A 15,005-nucleotide genomic window follows, 5' to 3' on the forward strand; every position below is an offset into this window, starting at 1 on the left:
CGGCCCACCGAAGCCGGGCGGGCGGTGTTGTTCGACCGGCTGATCATGGTTACGCCACGGTCTCCAGGAGTTCGGCGCGGAAGCGGCGGCTCACCGGGGCGCCGGTCATGAGCGGGCGGATCACCTGGCCGGAGCGGGCGAAAGACGGCGAGCGCTGGTAGTCCTCGAAGGACTGCTCGTCCGTCCACTCGTGGACCAGGGTGACGGCGGTGTCGTCGTGGCGGTCGGCGTAGACCCGGTAGGCGAGGTTGCCGGGCAGCGCCCGGACCTCGTCGTGTTCGGTGTCGAGTTGGGCGAGGGCCGCGGCACGGTCGGCGGCGGCGGTGGTGAAGTCGAGAATGACGATGACCATGCGGCAATCCTTTCGCCGGCGGCGGGGTGCCGGCTCCCGCCGGCCGGACGTGTTCGCGCTTCCATCGGACACGCCGCGCCCAAGCCGTCCCGTGCCGGGTCGTGCCGTGCCAAGCCGTGCCGGGTCGTGCCGTGCCGTGCCGGGTGAAGCCGCGACCGGAAGAGCTGGAGACGAGCCGGGCGGCACGAGCACCGGGGCTCAGAGGGACTCCAGGCGGACGGTGAGGAACCGGCGTTCGGCCTCGGTCGGGGCCAGGGCCACCGCCCGGCGGTAGCTCTCCGCGGCCTCGGGCCCGCGGCCGGTTCGGCGCAGCAGGTCGGCGAGAGTCGCGTGCAGCAGATGGTAGTCGTCCAGGCGACCCGTCTCGACCAGGGCCGACACCAGAGGGAGCGCCGCCGCCGGACCGTCGGCCATGCTGACGGCCACGGCCCGGTTGAGTTCGACGACGGCGCCGGGCTCGACCCGGGCCAGATGGTCGTAGAGGGCGACGATCTGCGCCCAGTCCGTCTCCTCGGCGGTCGGCGCGGTGGCATGGCAGGCCGCGATGGCCGCCTGCAACTGGAACGGCCCGGCACGTTCGCGGCGCAGCGCCCGCTCGCACAGGCCGGCACCCTCGGCGATGAGCGCCTGGTCCCATCGGCCACGGTCCTGGTCGGTGAGGGTGACCGGCGCGCCGTCCGGGTCGCGGCGGGCGGCCCGGCGGGCGTCGTGCAACAGCATGAGGGCGAGCAGCCCGAGCGCTTCCGGCTCGTCCGGCATGAGCGCGGTCAGCACCCGGGCCACCCGGATCGCCTCGGCGCACAGCCGCGCCTTCTCCGGATCGGTGTAGCCCTCGTTGAACAGCAGGTACAGCACGTGCAGCACGGCCGGCAGCCGTTCCGGCAACAGGTGGGCGGGCGGCACGCGGAACGGGATCCCGGCGTTGCGGATCCGCTGCTTCGCCCGGAACAGCCGCTGCCCCATGGTCTTCTCCGGCAGCAGGAACGCCCGCGCGATCTCGGCGGTGCTGAGCCCGGCGAGGCAGCGCAGAATCAGCGCCACCTGCGCTTCCAGGCTTAGCGCCGGATGGCAGCAGGTGAACATGAGCTCAAGGCGTTCGTCCGGGATGTCGCTGTCGCCCGCGTAGGAGGCGGGTTCGGGCACCGCGACCTCCGGCAGTTTCGCCGCCTCCAGCGCCGCGCGGCGGATCAGGTCGATCGCCCGGCGGCGGGCCGTCGTGGTCAGCCAGGCGAGAGGCTGATCGGGTACGCCGTCCGCCGGCCATTTCCGCAGCGCGCTCGTGAAGGCGTCCTGCGCGCATTCCTCGGCCAGGTCCCAGTCCCCGCCGGTGAACCGGATCATCGTGGCGACGATCCGGCTCCACCCGTCGGCGTAGACCTCGGCGATCCGGTCCGCGACGTTCAGGACCCGGTCCCCTCGAAGGGCCAGAACGGCCGCAGCTCGATGACCCCGTGCCAGGCCATCGGATGCTTGGACGCGATCGCGACGGCCTCGTCCAGATCGGCGCAGTCGATCACGTCGAAGCCGGCCATCAGGTCCTTCGTCTCGGCGTACGGCCCGTCGGTCAGCAGCACCTGCCGGTCCCGGACGCGGACCGTGGTGGCGTCGCTGCCGGGCCGGGTGCGGCTGCCGACGACGTGGTTCTCCTTGATCTCGTCGAACCATTCGTCGATCCCGGGGGCGCCGTCGTTCTCGTCGGGCACGTAGTCGGGGTCGACGCAGACCAGCATCAGATACTTCATCGGCTTTGTCCCGTCATCGCGGTGATCGTGGTGGTCATGTTGGCGCAGAGGGTGACGAGCCGCTCGTTGACGCTGCCGGTGTCGGCCGGCACCCCGGTCTGCCCGGGCCCGTGGACGAAGCTGTGGCGCACCACCGTGGTGCCCGGCTCGGCGCCGTCGTGCAGTTCGTACCGCCAGTGCGAGCCGGCCTGTCCCGCGTCGTCGAGCACGTCCCAGGCGAACACCCGCGGCGCCGCCGACTCGGTGATCACACAGGTGACCGTACTCTCGAATCCGTCCTGGAAGCGGTTGCGGCCGATGAATCGCCGGGGCCCGTCCCAGGTCGCGCCGACCGTCTCCGGGCTCCACTCGCCGATCCGGTCGACCGCGGTGACCAGCTCCCACATCTTCTCGCGGGGCAGCGGCACGACCACGGTGACGGTCACCTCCGCGCCGGTCTTCACGTCCATGATGTGTCTCCTCTGTCGTCGTCGTTCACCCCAATGACGAACGGGACCGGGCTTCCACTACCGGTGTGGCGGAACTTTTTTGCGGCCGGGCGGGACACTGGGGTCATGGGCGAGTCAGCACGGACCGTCAAGGCGCGGCGCATCTGGGATCGGGCCGCGCCCACCTACGACCGGCAGATGGCGTTTCTGGAGCGGCACATGTTCGGCGACGGCCGGGTGTGGCTGGCCGGGCGGGCGGTGGGCCGGGTCCTCGACGTCGGTGTCGGCACCGGCCGCAACCTGTCGCTCTATCCGGACGGCGTCACGGTCACCGGCATCGATCTGAGCCCGGCCATGCTGGAGCTGGCCCGGCGGCACGCGGCCGATCTGGGCCGCACCGTCGATCTGCGCGAGGGCGACGCGGAGCGGCTGGAGTTTCCCGGCGGATCGTTCGACACGGTGGTCTGCGCGCTGTCGCTGTGCACCGTCCCGGATCCGGCGGCGGCGATCGCCGAGGCGTGGCGGGTGCTGGTGCCGGGCGGCCGGCTGCTGCTGCTCGATCACGTGGTGAGCACCTGGCCGCCGGTCCACTGGTTCCAGTGGGTGTTCGAGCGGTTCACGATCCCGGCGGCGGGCGAGCATTTCACCCGCCGTCAGCTGCCGCTGGTTCGTGCGGCCGGGTTCGAGGTCGTGGCGGCGCGGCGGAACCGGGCGGGCATGGTGGAGTGCGTGCACGCGGTCAAGCCCGCGGCCCCTGGCACACCGCCGCGTTGATCCGGTAGCGGGCGGACGGACCTTCGACGGGAGTGTCCGCCGCGCCGCGGGGTAAGCAGATGATCCATGTTCGATGGGTTCGCGGACGAGAAGATCGACGTCGGTGCGGTGGAGTTGCGGGTGCGGCACGGTGGTGACGGGCCGCCGGTGCTGTTGGTGCACGGGCATCCGCGTACCGGGGCGACCTGGCACCGGGTGGCGCCGCGCCTGGTCGAGCGGGGGTTCACCGTGGTCTGCCCGGACATGCGCGGTTACGGCCGGTCCGGCAAGGCGCCGGTGCTGCCGGACCACTCGCAGCAGTCGAAGCGGGCCGTCGCCGCCGACATGCTCGCCCTGATGCGTGAGCTGGGGCACGCCGAGTTCGCGGTGGCCGGTCACGACCGGGGCTGCTATGTGGCGTTGCGGCTGGCCCTGGACCATCCGGAGGCGATCCGGCGGCTCGTGGTGATGGACGGTGTGCCGGTGTCCGAGGCCCTGGCCCGCTGCGACGCGAAGTTCGCCCACGACTGGTATCACTGGTTCTTCTTCGCCCAGCCGGACAAGCCGGAACGCGCCATCATGGCCGACCCGGACGCCTGGTACAGCAAAGCCGACCCGGCCAGGATGGGCGACGCCAACTACGCGGAGTTCCGGGCCGCGATCCACGACCCCGGCACGGTACGGGCGATGCTCGAGGACTACCGGGCCGGCCTGGGTGTCGACCGTGAGCACGAGGAGGCCGACCGTGAAGCCGGCCGCGTCGTCGAATGCCCCACCCTCTTCCTGTGGTCGGTCCACGACGACATGGAGGACCTGTACGGCGACCCGACCGCGATCTGGCGCTCCTGGGCACGGGACGTGCGCGGCGTACCCATCGAATCGGGTCATCACATGGCGGAGGAGAACCCGGCGGCCGTGGCCGCCGCGCTGGCCGGATCCGGATTTCTCGGGCCCGGGGTGGCATCCTCCATGGCATGATCTCTCGCGACCTGAAGGCAGACCTGCGTCACTACCTCGGCGAGGCTCGCAAGGCTCTGGTGTGGAAGCTGGACGGCACGACCGAGTACGACGCGCGCCGCCCTCTGACACCGACCGGCACCAACCTGCTCGGCCTGGTGAAACACGCGGCCGGGGTGGAGGCCGGCTACTTCGGAGAGACGTTCGGCCGCCCGTTCCCCGAGCCGATGCCGTGGATGGAGCAGGACGCCGAGCCGAACGCCGACATGTGGGCGACCGCCGACGAGAGGCGGGAGGACATCATCGCCCTCTACCGCCGGGTGTGGGCGCACGCCGACGCCACCATCGAGGCGCTCGGCCTGGACGCGATCGGCGAGGTGCCCTGGTGGCCGGAACAGAGCCGGGCCGTCCCGCTGCACCGCGTCCTGGTCCACGTGATCGCCGAGACGCACCGGCACGCCGGGCACGCCGACATCGTCCGCGAACTGGTCGACGGGTCGGCCGGGCTCGGCGCGGTCCGCAGCAACCTGCCCGACGCCGACCGGGCCTGGTGGATCGGCTATCGGGACCGTCTGGAGGAGACGGCTGGGCGGTTCCGTAGCTCCTGATGCCGCGCGATGGCGCGATGGGGCGCGGCCGAGGTCGCTGCGGGTGGTGATCAGCGGCGCCGCCCCGCGCGGCGCCGTCCCGCGCGGCGCCGTCCCGCGCGGCGCCGGCCTGTGCGGCGCCGGCCTGTGCGAACGGCTCCGCGAGCGGTTCGGGAACCGGATCTTCAACATGTTCGCCACCACGGAGGCCGGGTGGGCCGCGCCGGCGGACAGGCAGTTCCGAACGGACTCCTAACGGCCGTATGCCGCGAGCCACACCCGCACCGCCTCGGCGGCCCATCTGTCCAGGTCGGCCTCGTCGTGGGCCTCGCGGACCGCGAACATCGCCTCGTTGAGCGGTATCGACAGGATGAGGTAGTTGAGGTGCTGCGCCGCGAGCAGCGGATCGGGCGCGTGCACCAGCCCTCGGTCGGTGAGGCGGGTGATGATCCGGGCGAGCGTCGCGTGGCCCCGCTCGGGTGCGGCGCGGTGCCAGGCGCGGGCCAGTTCGGGGAACCGGCCCGCCTCCCCGATGATCATCCGGCGGAGCGCGATCAGCGGCGGCCGCAGCACCGCGCGGATGTGCTCGGCGGCGAACGAGCGCAGGCCGGTGGCGAGATCGCCGGTCTCGGCCAGCGCTTCCAGCTGGTCCGCGCCGGACTCCTCGGCTTCGGTGACGGCCCGGGTGAGGGTCGCCTCGAAGAGTGCCTGCTTGTCCGGGAAGTGCGCGTAGACGGTCACTTTGGACGCGCCGGCGCCGGCGGCGATGCGGTCCATGCCGGCGCCCACATAGCCGTGCTGGAGGAACTCGGCCAGGGCCGCGTCGAGAATGGCGGTGCGTTTGCGGTCCTTCCTCATGCCGCAACTGTACTGTACCGTTCAGTTCATGTCTGCGACGGTCACCTCCCGGGACGGGACACGCATCGCCTACGAGCTGACAGGGTCCGGGCCGGTCCTCGTCCTGATCGACGCGGCCGGGCACTTCCGCGCCAACAGCGGGCTGGGGGAACTCGCCGGCCTGCTGGCCGGGGACTTCACGGTCCTCCGCTACGACCGGCGCGGCCGAGGGGAGAGCGGTGACACGGCGCCGTACGCCCCGGCCCGTGAAGTGGAGGACCTGGCGGCGCTGATCGACGCCACCGGCGGTTCGGCGGCGCTCTACGGCTACTCGTCCGGCGGTCTGCTCGCACTTCACGCGGCGGCGGGTGCTCTGCCCGTACCGGGAATGGTCCTGCTCGAACCGCCGGTCGCGGACGAACCCGGACCGAAGGAGTTCACCGCGCGCCTGCGGGAACTCGGCGGAGCCGAGGCCGTGGAGTTCTTCCTGGGCGGGATCGTGCCCGGCGAGGTGCTCGCCGGGATGCGCGGCACGCCGCACTGGGACGCGATGGTGTCGGTGGCGCCCACGCTGGCCTACGACTGCGAGCTGAGTGAGGCCACCGACGCCGGGCTGCTGGGCCGTGTCACCACGCCGGTGCTGGTGCTGGACAGCGCGGGGAGTTCCGGCGATCTGACCGGCATGGCGGCGTCCGCGGCAGCGCTCCTGCCCAACGCCACTCACCGGAGCCTGCCCGGCGAGTGGCACGGCGTACCCGCGCCGGTTCTGGCGCCGGTACTGCGAACGTTCCTGCGGTCAGTCCACGACGACCGGTGAGCCGCGCAGGTACACGCGTTTCAGGCCTTCGCCGTCGCGGTCGAGGTTGTACTCCAGATAGCCGTCGGCGCTCCAGCCGCCCGCGCCCGGGACGCGCAGCTCCACCTTCTCGCACCGGTAGGAGCCGGTCGTGGTCTCGTTGACGCGGGGCGCGAGGTTGCAGGTGCCGAGAGCGATGTTCTGATCGTGCCGTTGCACGTGGTAGTGCAGTGTGAGCGCGTCGAACTTGCGCTCACCGTCGTCGTTGTCGTCGCCGCCGCGGGTCCAGGCGACGTCGGCGTAGGCGCCCCGCATCGGTGTGCCGTGCAGCAGGCAGAGCCGCACGTCCATCCGGGTGTTGCGGCCCGGGGTGTCGAAGACGACGTGCCGTGGGGCGCTGCACGTCTCCACCTCTCGGGCCAGCGAGGCACGGGCCGGCGACGCCACGCCGGCGAGCAGGCCCGCCCCGAGCAGTGTGATACCGATCAGCCCATGAGTCCCCTTCATGACGGTCCCCCATGTGTAGAGATTTCATGTTGGGTACCCATGGGCTGAACAGGCAAAACTGTTAGCTGAGGTGGATGTAGTCCAGCTCGGCGTAGCCGGTGCCGCCCACGAAGTTCGGTGAGCCCTTGGCCAGGCGGATCATGTTCCACCCAGCCTTGAGGGTGACCGTGGTGTTCACGGTCGAGCCGAACACACCCCAGGCCGCGGTCGGCGGGTAGCTGATCGTCTGGAAACCGCCGCCGTTGTACGCCAGCCCGTGCGTCGCCGTCGCCCCGGTGCCGTTCGCGTACCCGATGGTCATCGTGTACGAGCGCGCGGCCGGAACGTTGACCAGGAAGTCGACGAACGCCTGGTTACGGGAGTTCGCCGAGCCGTCGATCTGCCCGACATACCCGCCGTTGGACGCCGAGGAGGCCGAGAACCGGTTGGCGTTGACGGCCGTGGCGTTCTCCGCCTCGTACCGCTGCTGCCAGGTCGCCGCCCCGGAGGCCGGTGTGATCAGCAACTGGTAGGAGTCCCACGCGTGCATGCCGGTCACCGGCACGCTGATGCTGCCGCCGGACACCGTGTACGTGGCCGACGAGACCGCGATCGGCGCGCTCTGGTTGGTGAACCGGCCGGTCGTGCCGCTGCGGGACAGGGTGACCCGCACCTGCGAGCCGAGCGCGCCCAGCCCGTTGACACGGACCGTGTTGTCGCCGCTGTCCCCGCCGAGCACCACGTTCACGATCTTGCGGGTGCTGTCGTAGGCGGCGACACCCTCCAGCCACGAGCCGGGGACGGTCTGCACGATGTTGCCGGCCATGTCGCCGTACCACTTGTAGGTCCAGTACGACGAGGTCGGCACGTTGTTGTGCAGAAGACCGTTGAGCGTGCCCGCCTCGTACCAGTAGGCGCGCTCCGCCGACCGGATGCCGTGCCGCTCGAAGACCGCCATGTAGTGCACCGACACGCTGGGGATGTCGACCTGTGCCGGCGACGAGTACTCGTTGATCGAGATCGGCCGTGGGGAGATGCCCAGCGACGCCTCGATGGCCCGGTAGTCGGCGACGTGCGCCTGCACCTGCAGGTACTTGTCGTCCTCCAGTTCGTGCCAGACGATCACGTCGGGCAGGGTGCCGGTGTCGCGGGCGTTGGTGAGGAAGCCGACCATCCAGTCGTGGTTGTAGACCGAGTGGCTGGGCCCGACGATCGGGGTCACCGTGTCGAGGCTTCGGATCAATCGATGCGTACGGGTCCAGCCGGCGTTGAACGTCCCGGCCGCCGCGGTGTTCCACGTCCAGTCGGGTTCGTTCCACAGCTCGTAGCCGTCGACGTTGGTGGTGGTCGTGGCGGCCAGCCGGGTGTTGACCATGGTGCGGACCTTGGCCTCCCAGTCGGCCCAGCTGACCCACTTGTACGGGAAGTCCTTGTAGATGTCGGGCAGCCGCCAGAACTGCTGGGCGCCTGCGCTGGTGACCTTGCCGGCGACCAGCGCGCCGTCGCAGCAGGGGGTGGTGGCGCCGTTGCCGAGCTGCTGCACGCCGGGCGGCGGCTGGGTCAGGTGGTTGAGCCGGAGCGGGTAGAGCTGCTCCAGCGGCGGCTTGGTTCCGGTGTCCACGGCGTACAGGCCGCCGGAGGCGACATGGGTGACCGGCCGGACGACGGTGCCGATGTTGACGGTGAGGGTGTTGCCGGCGGCCTGCGCCGGGCTGGGGACGGCCAGCCCGGCCAGTGCCAGTAGGAGAACTGCGGGTCGGTAGCGCACGGTTCACCTCGGTGGAAGGGGATGGGGGACGGTTCTCACTCCTCCCGTGCGGCCAGCGGGATCCAGACCCGCATGGGGCCGGGCTCGCGGTTGGCCCACAGGAAGTAGGGGATGGCGGTGACGCTGGTGGTCGCCGCCGGATGCGGTGCGGTGCGGTTCAGCTCCCGGTAGAGCGGCGCGCCGGCGGCCTGCCGTACGCGGACCCCGACCCGTACGGTGACCGGGGTCAGGCCGCTGCCGTGGTGGGCGACCGCGACCGGGGCCGCCGGGTCGATCTCGAGATCCTCGAACAGGGCGCCGGCCAGCGGCCCGGACGTGGGCATGTCGGCGTGTTCCAGGCAGTGCACGAGCGGGCCGCGGGTCACCGCCACCGCGCCGCGGACGGCGTCCACCCGGGGATGCGCGGCGACCAGGCGAACCGGCATGGCCAGGGTGAGCACGACCTGGTCGCCGGGGTGCCAGATCCGGCGCAGGCGCAGGTAGCCGTCCCTGGCCTGGTCGCGGGACGGGGCCGGGGCGCCGTTGACGGTGAGACGGGCGTCCGGGCACCAGGCCGGGATCCGCAGCGACAGCGTCCACGGTTCGTCGGCCGACGAGGTGACGGTGACGGTGATCTGCTCGTCCCATGGGTACCGGGTCTCGACGGTGACCGCGTGAGCGCCGGCCGCCACCGTGCCGTCGGCGTAGAGGTGCACCTGGAGACCGTCGTCGTCCCCGGTGGCGGCGTAGGTGTGCAGCGACGCCATCAGCCGGGCCAGGTTCGGCGGGCAGCAGGCGCACTCGTACCAGTCGAGGCGGTGGCCGGGCGCGTTCTCGCCTCCGCCGTCGTGGCCGGTGCGGCGCTGCAGCGGGGTGGAGTAGAAGAACGCGGTGCCGTCGACGGCGGTGCTGCCGGCGATCGCGTTGTAGAGCACCCGCTCCATCTCGTCGGCGTACTTCACGTTCCCGGTGGCCAGCAGCAACCGCCAGCCGAGCTGGAAACTGGCGATCGCCGCGCAGGTCTCGGCGTAGGCGCGGTCCGGCGGGAGCTCGTAGGCGTCGCCGTAGGCCTCGTCACGGTGCCGGGAGCCCTGCCCGCCGGTGATGTAGGTGCGGCTGTCCAGCGCCGAGTCCCACAGCCGCTCGGTGACGGCCAGCAACTCCCGGTCACCGGTCTCGACGGCCACGTCGACCGCGCCGGCCAGCAGGTAGAGCTGACGGACCACGTGGCCGGTCACCTCGGTGGTCTCGCGCAGTGGCCGGTGGTCCTGATAGTAGGCGGACCCGAACCGGCCCGGGCCGAGCAGCCCGTGGCCACGGTTGTCGAGGAACCGGGCGGCCAGGTCCAGGTACGGCCGGTGCCCGGTGACCCGGTACAGCTCGGCCAGGGCGGTCTCGATCTCCGGATGGCCGTCGGTCTCGCGCGATTGCCCGTACCGTTGCACCAGAAGATCGGCGAACCGGCGCGCGACCGAGACGACCTGCTGGGCCACCGGACTCTCGGGCGCGGAACGCGCCGCGGCGACCGCCGCCTGGATGAGATGCCCGGCCGTGTACATCTCGTGGCTGAAGTGCAGCTCCGCCCACTGCCGGTCCCGGCGTTCCGGGTCCTGGTAGTAGGAGTCCAGGTAACCGTCGGCGTCCTGGGCCTTCTCCAACAGGGCGGCGGCCTCCTCCACGAACGCCTGTTGGGTGCCCGACCAGAACGCCGCCTCGAGCGTCTTGTGCACGTCGGTGTCGGCGAACCAGAAGCCCGTGAACGCGGCGTCGGAGTCCCCGGTGACCCGGCGCAGATTGTCCAGGTTGCCGTGGGTGGAGAGCCGGGTCACGCAGTGCGGCAGCGTGGACGCCGCGTTGCGTGCCTGCCATGCGCCGAGCAGGCTGTCCGGGGTGAGCCGCACCGCGTCGGCGGGCAGCGGCCGGAGCGCGGCGAGGGCATCGGGCGTGGGCACGACGGGGCCCTGGAGTGCAGACATGTGGTTCCTCAGTCCTTGACTGCGCCGGCGGTGACGCCGGCCGCGACGTAACGCTGGGCGATGATGAGCAGCAGCGTTGCGGGGATGGAGGCGACGACGGCGGTTGCCATGATCGCGTTCCACTGCTGGTTGTTGTTGCCGATGTACTGGTAGATGCCGAGGGTGATGGGCTGGGCGTCGCCGCCGCCGTCGAGGGTGGAGGCGAAGACGAAGTCGGACCAGGCCCACAGGAACGCGAAGAGCGACACCGTGACGATGGCGTTGCGGGAGATCGGCAGGATCACCGACACGAACGTGCGCCACCGGCTCGCGCCGTCGATCAGCGCCGCGTTGATCAGCTCGTCCGGGATACCGGACATGAACGCCGTGAAGATCAGGACGCCGAACGGCACCGCGATCGTCGAGTCGGCCAGGATCAGGCCGGGAACCGTGTTCAGCACGCCCATGCGCAGGTAGATGGCGTAGAAGCCCATCGCCATGATGATGCCGGGGATCATTTGGGCGATCAGCAGCACGAAGCTGAGCACGCCGCCGCCCTTCGGGCGCAGTTTCGCCAGCGCGAATCCGGCGGGCGCGGAGAGCGCGAGCGTCAAGGCCACCGTGCCGAGACCGACGATCAGAGACGTTCCGAGGTACGGCAGCTGCTGATCGACGACGGCGCGGTAACCCTCCAGCGTCCCGTCGAGCGGGAACAGGTGCGGCGGGTCGGCCCGCATGTTCGTGTCCTTGGTGAGGGACACGTTGATCATCCAGTAGATCGGGAACAGCATGATCGCCGTGAAGAACAGGCCGAGACCGGTCTTCGCATGCTGTTTCATCCGGCCCGCCGGGCGCCGGCGGGTTCCGGGCGCGAGTGCGGTCATGCCTGCCTCCTCTGGAAGCGGATGTAGAGCAGGCCGAAGAACAGCGCCATCAGGATCAGCAGGTTGCCGACCGCGGCACCGGGGCCGAACTCGGGCAGCAGGTTGCCGAAGCTGAGCCGGTAGGACCAGGTGGCGAAGGTGCTGGACGCGTCGGCCGGACCGCCCTTGGTCATGATCCAGATGATGTCGAAGACCTTGAGCGTGTAGACCAGCCCGAGCAGCAGGGTGATCGCCGAGACCGGCCGCAGCAGCGGGAACGTGATCCGCCGGAACCGCTGCCAGCCGGTCGCGCCGTCGATCGCGGCGGCCTCGTAGACCTCGGCGGGGATGGCCTGCAGTCCGCTGTAGAGCACCACCAGGTTGAACGGGATGCCGATCCAGATGTTCGCGATGATCACGCTGGTCAGCGCCCAGTCCGGCGACGTCAGCCAGTTGACCGGGTCGGCGCCGACCAGGCCGAGGGCCCAGTTGACGATGCCCGAGTCGCTGTTGAGCATCCACGACCAGGTCGAGGCGGAGACGATCAGCGGCAGCAGCCACGGGACCAGGAACAGCGCCCGCAAGGTGGCGGACAGTTTGAAGTTCTGCGCGAAGAACACCGCCAGCGCCAGCCCGATCGCGAACTGGAACGCGATGCTGACGAACGTGAACACCAGCGTGTGCCACAGCGCGGACCCGAACGCCGGATCGGCGAACACGGTCCGGTAGTTGTCGAGACCGGAGAACGGGGCGTCACCCTGCACGAACGAGCGGACCGTGTAGTGGCGCAGACTCAGATCGAGGTTGCGATACAGCGGGTAGGCGTAGAAGGCGACCAGGTAGATGACGACGGGGGCGAGGAACGCCCAGGCGGTCCAGTGGCCACCACCGCGCCGGTGCGGGGCCCGCGCCCCCGCTCCCGCCGCGGCTTTCGCCGGAGCGGGTGCGGGAACGCGGGTCGTCACGTCGTGTGCCATCGTCACTTGGTGGCTGCGGCGGCCGTGGTCTGGGCGGTCTTGAGGGCGTCCGCCGGGGAGGCCGACCCGCTCAGCGCCGCCTGGAAGGCGGTCCACATCGGCTGCGAGATCTTCGGGTACCTGGTGCCCAGGTCGTCACTGGTGCGGCCCTTGGCGGCCTTGACCGCGTCGACCCAGACCTTCAGCTCCTCGTTGGCGGCCACCTGCTTCTGCTGCACGGCCTCGGTCGCCGCGATGTAGGACAGCGTGGTGTCCGTCGTGTACGCGTTGTCCGCGCTGGTCAGGCAGGACACCAGCCGCTGCGAGGTGGCGTACCGGTCGGTCTCGGTCTGCACCGGTGCGGTGACGAACTCGCCGCCGGTCGGCGCCGGCGCGGTGCCGCCGGCCTGCGACGGGATCGGGATGATGCCGTACTCGAAGCCGGTCTTCTTGGCGTTGGCGAGCTGCCAGGTGCCGTTCTCGCTGAACGCGAAGTCGCCGCTGGCGAACTCCTGCCAGCTGGTGGTCTGGGTGTTGTTGAGCACCGAGTTCGGCGCGAGGCCCTTCTTCACCCAGTCGTTCCACAGGGTGAGGGCCGCGATGCCCTGCGCCGAGTCGAGCTGGGTCAGATTCGCGCCGGAGCCCCAGAACCACGGCAGGAACTGGAAGCTGCCCTCCTCGGTGCCGATCGCCGAGAAGGTGATGCCCTTCTTGCCGGACGCCTTCACCTTCTCCAGCGCCGCGGTCAGCGCCGCCCAGTCCTTGATCGTGGCCGGGTCGACGCCGGCCTTGTCCAGGACCGCCTTGTTGTAGTACAAGGCGAGGGTGTTGGCGCCGATCGGGACGCCGTAGGTCTTGCCGCCGATCTGGCCGGCCGCCAGCAGGTTCGGCTCGATCGTCGAGGTGTCCACCTTGACCTCGTCGGTGGTGGTCAGCACGCCGGCGTCGGCCAGCGTGGAGACGACCGGGTTGTCGACGATCAGCACGTCCGGTGAGTTGCCCTGCTGGGCGGCGAGCAGCGCCTTGTTGGTCAGGTCGGTGGTGTCGTAACCGGTGCGCTCGACGGTGACGCCGGCGTCGGTGCCGCACTTGGTCAGCAGCTTCACCCAGTCCGAACCGCCGTCGAACTGAGGGTACGGGTCCCAGATGGTGTAGGCGCCGCCGGCGGAGTCGCCGGTGCCGGAGGAGTCGGAGGATTTCGAGCAGCCCGTCACGAGGCACGCTGTGATGGTCAACGCGGCAACGACGCGCAGGCGGAGCGAGGTCATATGAGTTTCCCCTTGAATGCTCGTAGGCACAGTTAGGAAATCGATTGCCTAGAAGCTAGGTAGCCACTTGTTCCGATGTCAAGAGCAAGTTACGGTCAGATTGCGCGTCGCGTCAGCGATGCTGAGGAAACTGGGGAGGAAACGCTGAGCACCATGGATCGCGCCGTCACCATCAGCCAGGTGGCCGCGCTCGCGGGGGTCTCCACGGGTACGGCGTCGAAGGCGCTCAACGGCCGCGGCGCGCTGCGCCCGGAGACCCGGTTACGTGTTCAGCAGGCCGCCGAGCAACTCGGTTTCGTCGCCAACGCGGCGGCCCGCAGCCTCCAGACCGGCCGCACCTACACGGTCGGCATGATCACCACCGACAGCATCGGCCGGTTCAGCATCCCGCTGCTCATCGGCGCGGAGGACGCCCTGGGCGCGGGGCAGATGTCGGTCTTCCTCTGCGACGCCCGCGACGACCCGATCCGCGAGCAGTACTACCTGCGCACCCTGCTCAGCCGGAAGGTCGACGGGATCATAGTGACCGGCCGGCGCACCCAGGCCCGCCAGCCGATCGGCCGTGACCTGCCGATTCCGGTCGTCTACGCATTCATCAGCTCGGCCGACGAGCGTGACTGCTCGGTCGTGCCGGACGAGGCCGACGGCGCCCGCCGCGCCATCCGGCACCTGCTCGCGGTCGGCCGCCGCCGGATCGCGCACGTCACCGGCCCGGAGCACCACCACTCGGCGCAGATGCGGGCGGCCGGCGCGGTCGACACCCTGGCCGCCGAAGGGCTCCAACTGGCCACCCCGGTGCTGTACGGGGAGTGGAGCGAGGCGTGGGGCCGCCAGGCCGCCGGGATCCTGCTGTCCAACGGCGCCGACGTGGACGCCGTGTTCTGCGGCAGCGACCAGGTGGCGCGCGGCCTGGCCGAGGGCCTGCGGGGCGCCGGCCGGGAGGTCCCGCGGGACGTGGCACTGGTCGGCTTCGACAACTGGGACGTCATGGTTGATGGCTGCCGCCCGGCCCTGACCAGCGTCGACATGGACCTGGAGGGGATCGGGCGGACGGCCGCCGAGATGCTGCTCGCGGCGATCAACGGCGATCCGGTGCACGGCCACCAGGCCCGCCCGTGCCGTCTCGTGCCGCGAGCCTCCACCGCCGTCTGAACCCCTCCGGCTGGTTCTCGGCGCTGTTTCACGCGCCGTGAAGCAGCGCCGAGGGCCAGCCGAGACGGTGACTCTCGCCGCCCGTGGCACACCGCGACGGGAAGGCAAACGATTTCCTTCAGGGCA

At 70.7% G+C, this 15,005-nt stretch carries 17 protein-coding genes; 6 read left to right on the forward strand and 11 right to left on the reverse strand.

Going from position 1 to position 15,005, the window contains the following annotated elements:
• Window positions 1–49 precede the first annotated feature (49 nt).
• The 4 genes from AB0I88_RS26975 to AB0I88_RS26990 all read right to left on the reverse strand — a co-directional run bounded on the left by AB0I88_RS26975 (window position 50) and on the right by AB0I88_RS26990 (window position 2,543).
• A complete protein-coding gene (locus AB0I88_RS26975; protein ID WP_361030233.1) occupies window positions 50–352 on the reverse strand; it encodes an antibiotic biosynthesis monooxygenase in 303 nt (100 codons plus the stop codon).
• 198 nt (window positions 353–550) lie between these two features.
• Complete coding sequence (locus tag AB0I88_RS26980) at window positions 551–1,780, reverse strand: sigma-70 family RNA polymerase sigma factor (protein ID WP_361030351.1); 1,230 nt, start codon at window positions 1,778–1,780, stop codon at window positions 551–553.
• The gene (locus AB0I88_RS26985; RefSeq protein ID WP_361030236.1) at window positions 1,753–2,094 is read right to left on the reverse strand and encodes a YciI family protein; all 342 of its coding nucleotides are present in this window, start codon (window positions 2,092–2,094) and stop codon (window positions 1,753–1,755) included. The genes AB0I88_RS26980 and AB0I88_RS26985 overlap by 28 nt, the downstream gene beginning before the upstream one ends.
• Window positions 2,091–2,543 carry an SRPBCC family protein gene (locus tag AB0I88_RS26990; RefSeq protein WP_361030239.1) on the reverse strand — a complete coding sequence of 151 codons (453 nt, stop codon included), beginning with the start codon at window positions 2,541–2,543 and terminating at the stop codon, window positions 2,091–2,093. Before AB0I88_RS26990 ends, AB0I88_RS26985 begins: the two co-directional genes overlap by 4 nt.
• A 105-nt stretch (window positions 2,544–2,648) precedes the next feature.
• Here AB0I88_RS26990 and AB0I88_RS26995 point away from each other — a divergent pair, with 105 nt between their 5' ends.
• From AB0I88_RS26995 to AB0I88_RS27010, 4 genes are all read left to right on the forward strand, one after another.
• Window positions 2,649–3,296 (forward strand): class I SAM-dependent methyltransferase, encoded by a 648-nt coding sequence (locus tag AB0I88_RS26995; RefSeq protein WP_361030242.1) that lies wholly within the window; start codon window positions 2,649–2,651, stop codon window positions 3,294–3,296.
• Between the two features lie 66 nt (window positions 3,297–3,362).
• Window positions 3,363–4,253 carry an alpha/beta hydrolase gene (locus AB0I88_RS27000; protein ID WP_361030245.1) on the forward strand — a complete coding sequence of 297 codons (891 nt, stop codon included), beginning with the start codon at window positions 3,363–3,365 and terminating at the stop codon, window positions 4,251–4,253.
• Complete coding sequence (locus AB0I88_RS27005) at window positions 4,250–4,840, forward strand: DinB family protein (protein ID WP_361030248.1); 591 nt, start codon at window positions 4,250–4,252, stop codon at window positions 4,838–4,840. The genes AB0I88_RS27000 and AB0I88_RS27005 overlap by 4 nt, the downstream gene beginning before the upstream one ends.
• Window positions 4,841–4,883: 43 nt before the next feature.
• Window positions 4,884–5,075: a hypothetical protein gene (locus AB0I88_RS27010; RefSeq protein WP_361030251.1), complete on the forward strand. Its 192-nt coding sequence runs from the start codon at window positions 4,884–4,886 to the stop codon at window positions 5,073–5,075.
• On the opposite strand, the gene AB0I88_RS27015 is transcribed toward AB0I88_RS27010, so the two are convergent.
• The gene (locus AB0I88_RS27015; protein WP_361030254.1) at window positions 5,072–5,677 is read right to left on the reverse strand and encodes a TetR/AcrR family transcriptional regulator; all 606 of its coding nucleotides are present in this window, start codon (window positions 5,675–5,677) and stop codon (window positions 5,072–5,074) included. The genes AB0I88_RS27010 and AB0I88_RS27015 overlap by 4 nt on opposite strands.
• 28 nt (window positions 5,678–5,705) lie before the next feature.
• Here AB0I88_RS27015 and AB0I88_RS27020 point away from each other — a divergent pair, with 28 nt between their 5' ends.
• Window positions 5,706–6,473: an alpha/beta fold hydrolase gene (locus tag AB0I88_RS27020; RefSeq protein WP_361030257.1), complete on the forward strand. Its 768-nt coding sequence runs from the start codon at window positions 5,706–5,708 to the stop codon at window positions 6,471–6,473.
• On the opposite strand, the gene AB0I88_RS27025 is transcribed toward AB0I88_RS27020, so the two are convergent.
• From AB0I88_RS27025 to AB0I88_RS27050, 6 genes are all read right to left on the reverse strand, one after another.
• Window positions 6,453–6,959, reverse strand: coding sequence for a hypothetical protein (locus AB0I88_RS27025; protein ID WP_361030260.1), 507 nt, complete (start codon window positions 6,957–6,959; stop codon window positions 6,453–6,455). The genes AB0I88_RS27020 and AB0I88_RS27025 overlap by 21 nt on opposite strands.
• A gap of 61 nt (window positions 6,960–7,020) precedes the next feature.
• Window positions 7,021–8,706 (reverse strand): CBM35 domain-containing protein, encoded by a 1,686-nt coding sequence (locus AB0I88_RS27030; protein ID WP_361030263.1) that lies wholly within the window; start codon window positions 8,704–8,706, stop codon window positions 7,021–7,023.
• A 35-nt stretch (window positions 8,707–8,741) separates the two neighbouring features.
• Window positions 8,742–10,661, reverse strand: a complete 1,920-nt coding sequence (locus AB0I88_RS27035) for a beta-L-arabinofuranosidase domain-containing protein (protein ID WP_361030266.1) — start codon at window positions 10,659–10,661, stop codon at window positions 8,742–8,744.
• 8 nt (window positions 10,662–10,669) lie between these two features.
• The gene (locus tag AB0I88_RS27040; RefSeq protein ID WP_361030354.1) at window positions 10,670–11,479 is read right to left on the reverse strand and encodes a carbohydrate ABC transporter permease; all 810 of its coding nucleotides are present in this window, start codon (window positions 11,477–11,479) and stop codon (window positions 10,670–10,672) included.
• A gap of 41 nt (window positions 11,480–11,520) precedes the next feature.
• Window positions 11,521–12,480 (reverse strand): sugar ABC transporter permease, encoded by a 960-nt coding sequence (locus AB0I88_RS27045; RefSeq protein WP_361030269.1) that lies wholly within the window; start codon window positions 12,478–12,480, stop codon window positions 11,521–11,523.
• Window positions 12,481–12,482: 2 nt separating this feature from the next.
• Window positions 12,483–13,727, reverse strand: a complete 1,245-nt coding sequence (locus AB0I88_RS27050; RefSeq protein ID WP_361030271.1) for a sugar ABC transporter substrate-binding protein — start codon at window positions 13,725–13,727, stop codon at window positions 12,483–12,485.
• Between the two features lie 153 nt (window positions 13,728–13,880).
• Between AB0I88_RS27050 and AB0I88_RS27055 the strand changes: the two genes are divergently transcribed.
• Complete coding sequence (locus AB0I88_RS27055; protein WP_361030274.1) at window positions 13,881–14,879, forward strand: LacI family DNA-binding transcriptional regulator; 999 nt, start codon at window positions 13,881–13,883, stop codon at window positions 14,877–14,879.
• Window positions 14,880–15,005 lie beyond the last annotated feature (126 nt).

The sequence above is a fragment of the Actinoplanes sp. NPDC049802 genome (assembly GCF_040656595.1).
GTDB lineage: Bacteria > Actinomycetota > Actinomycetes > Mycobacteriales > Micromonosporaceae > Actinoplanes.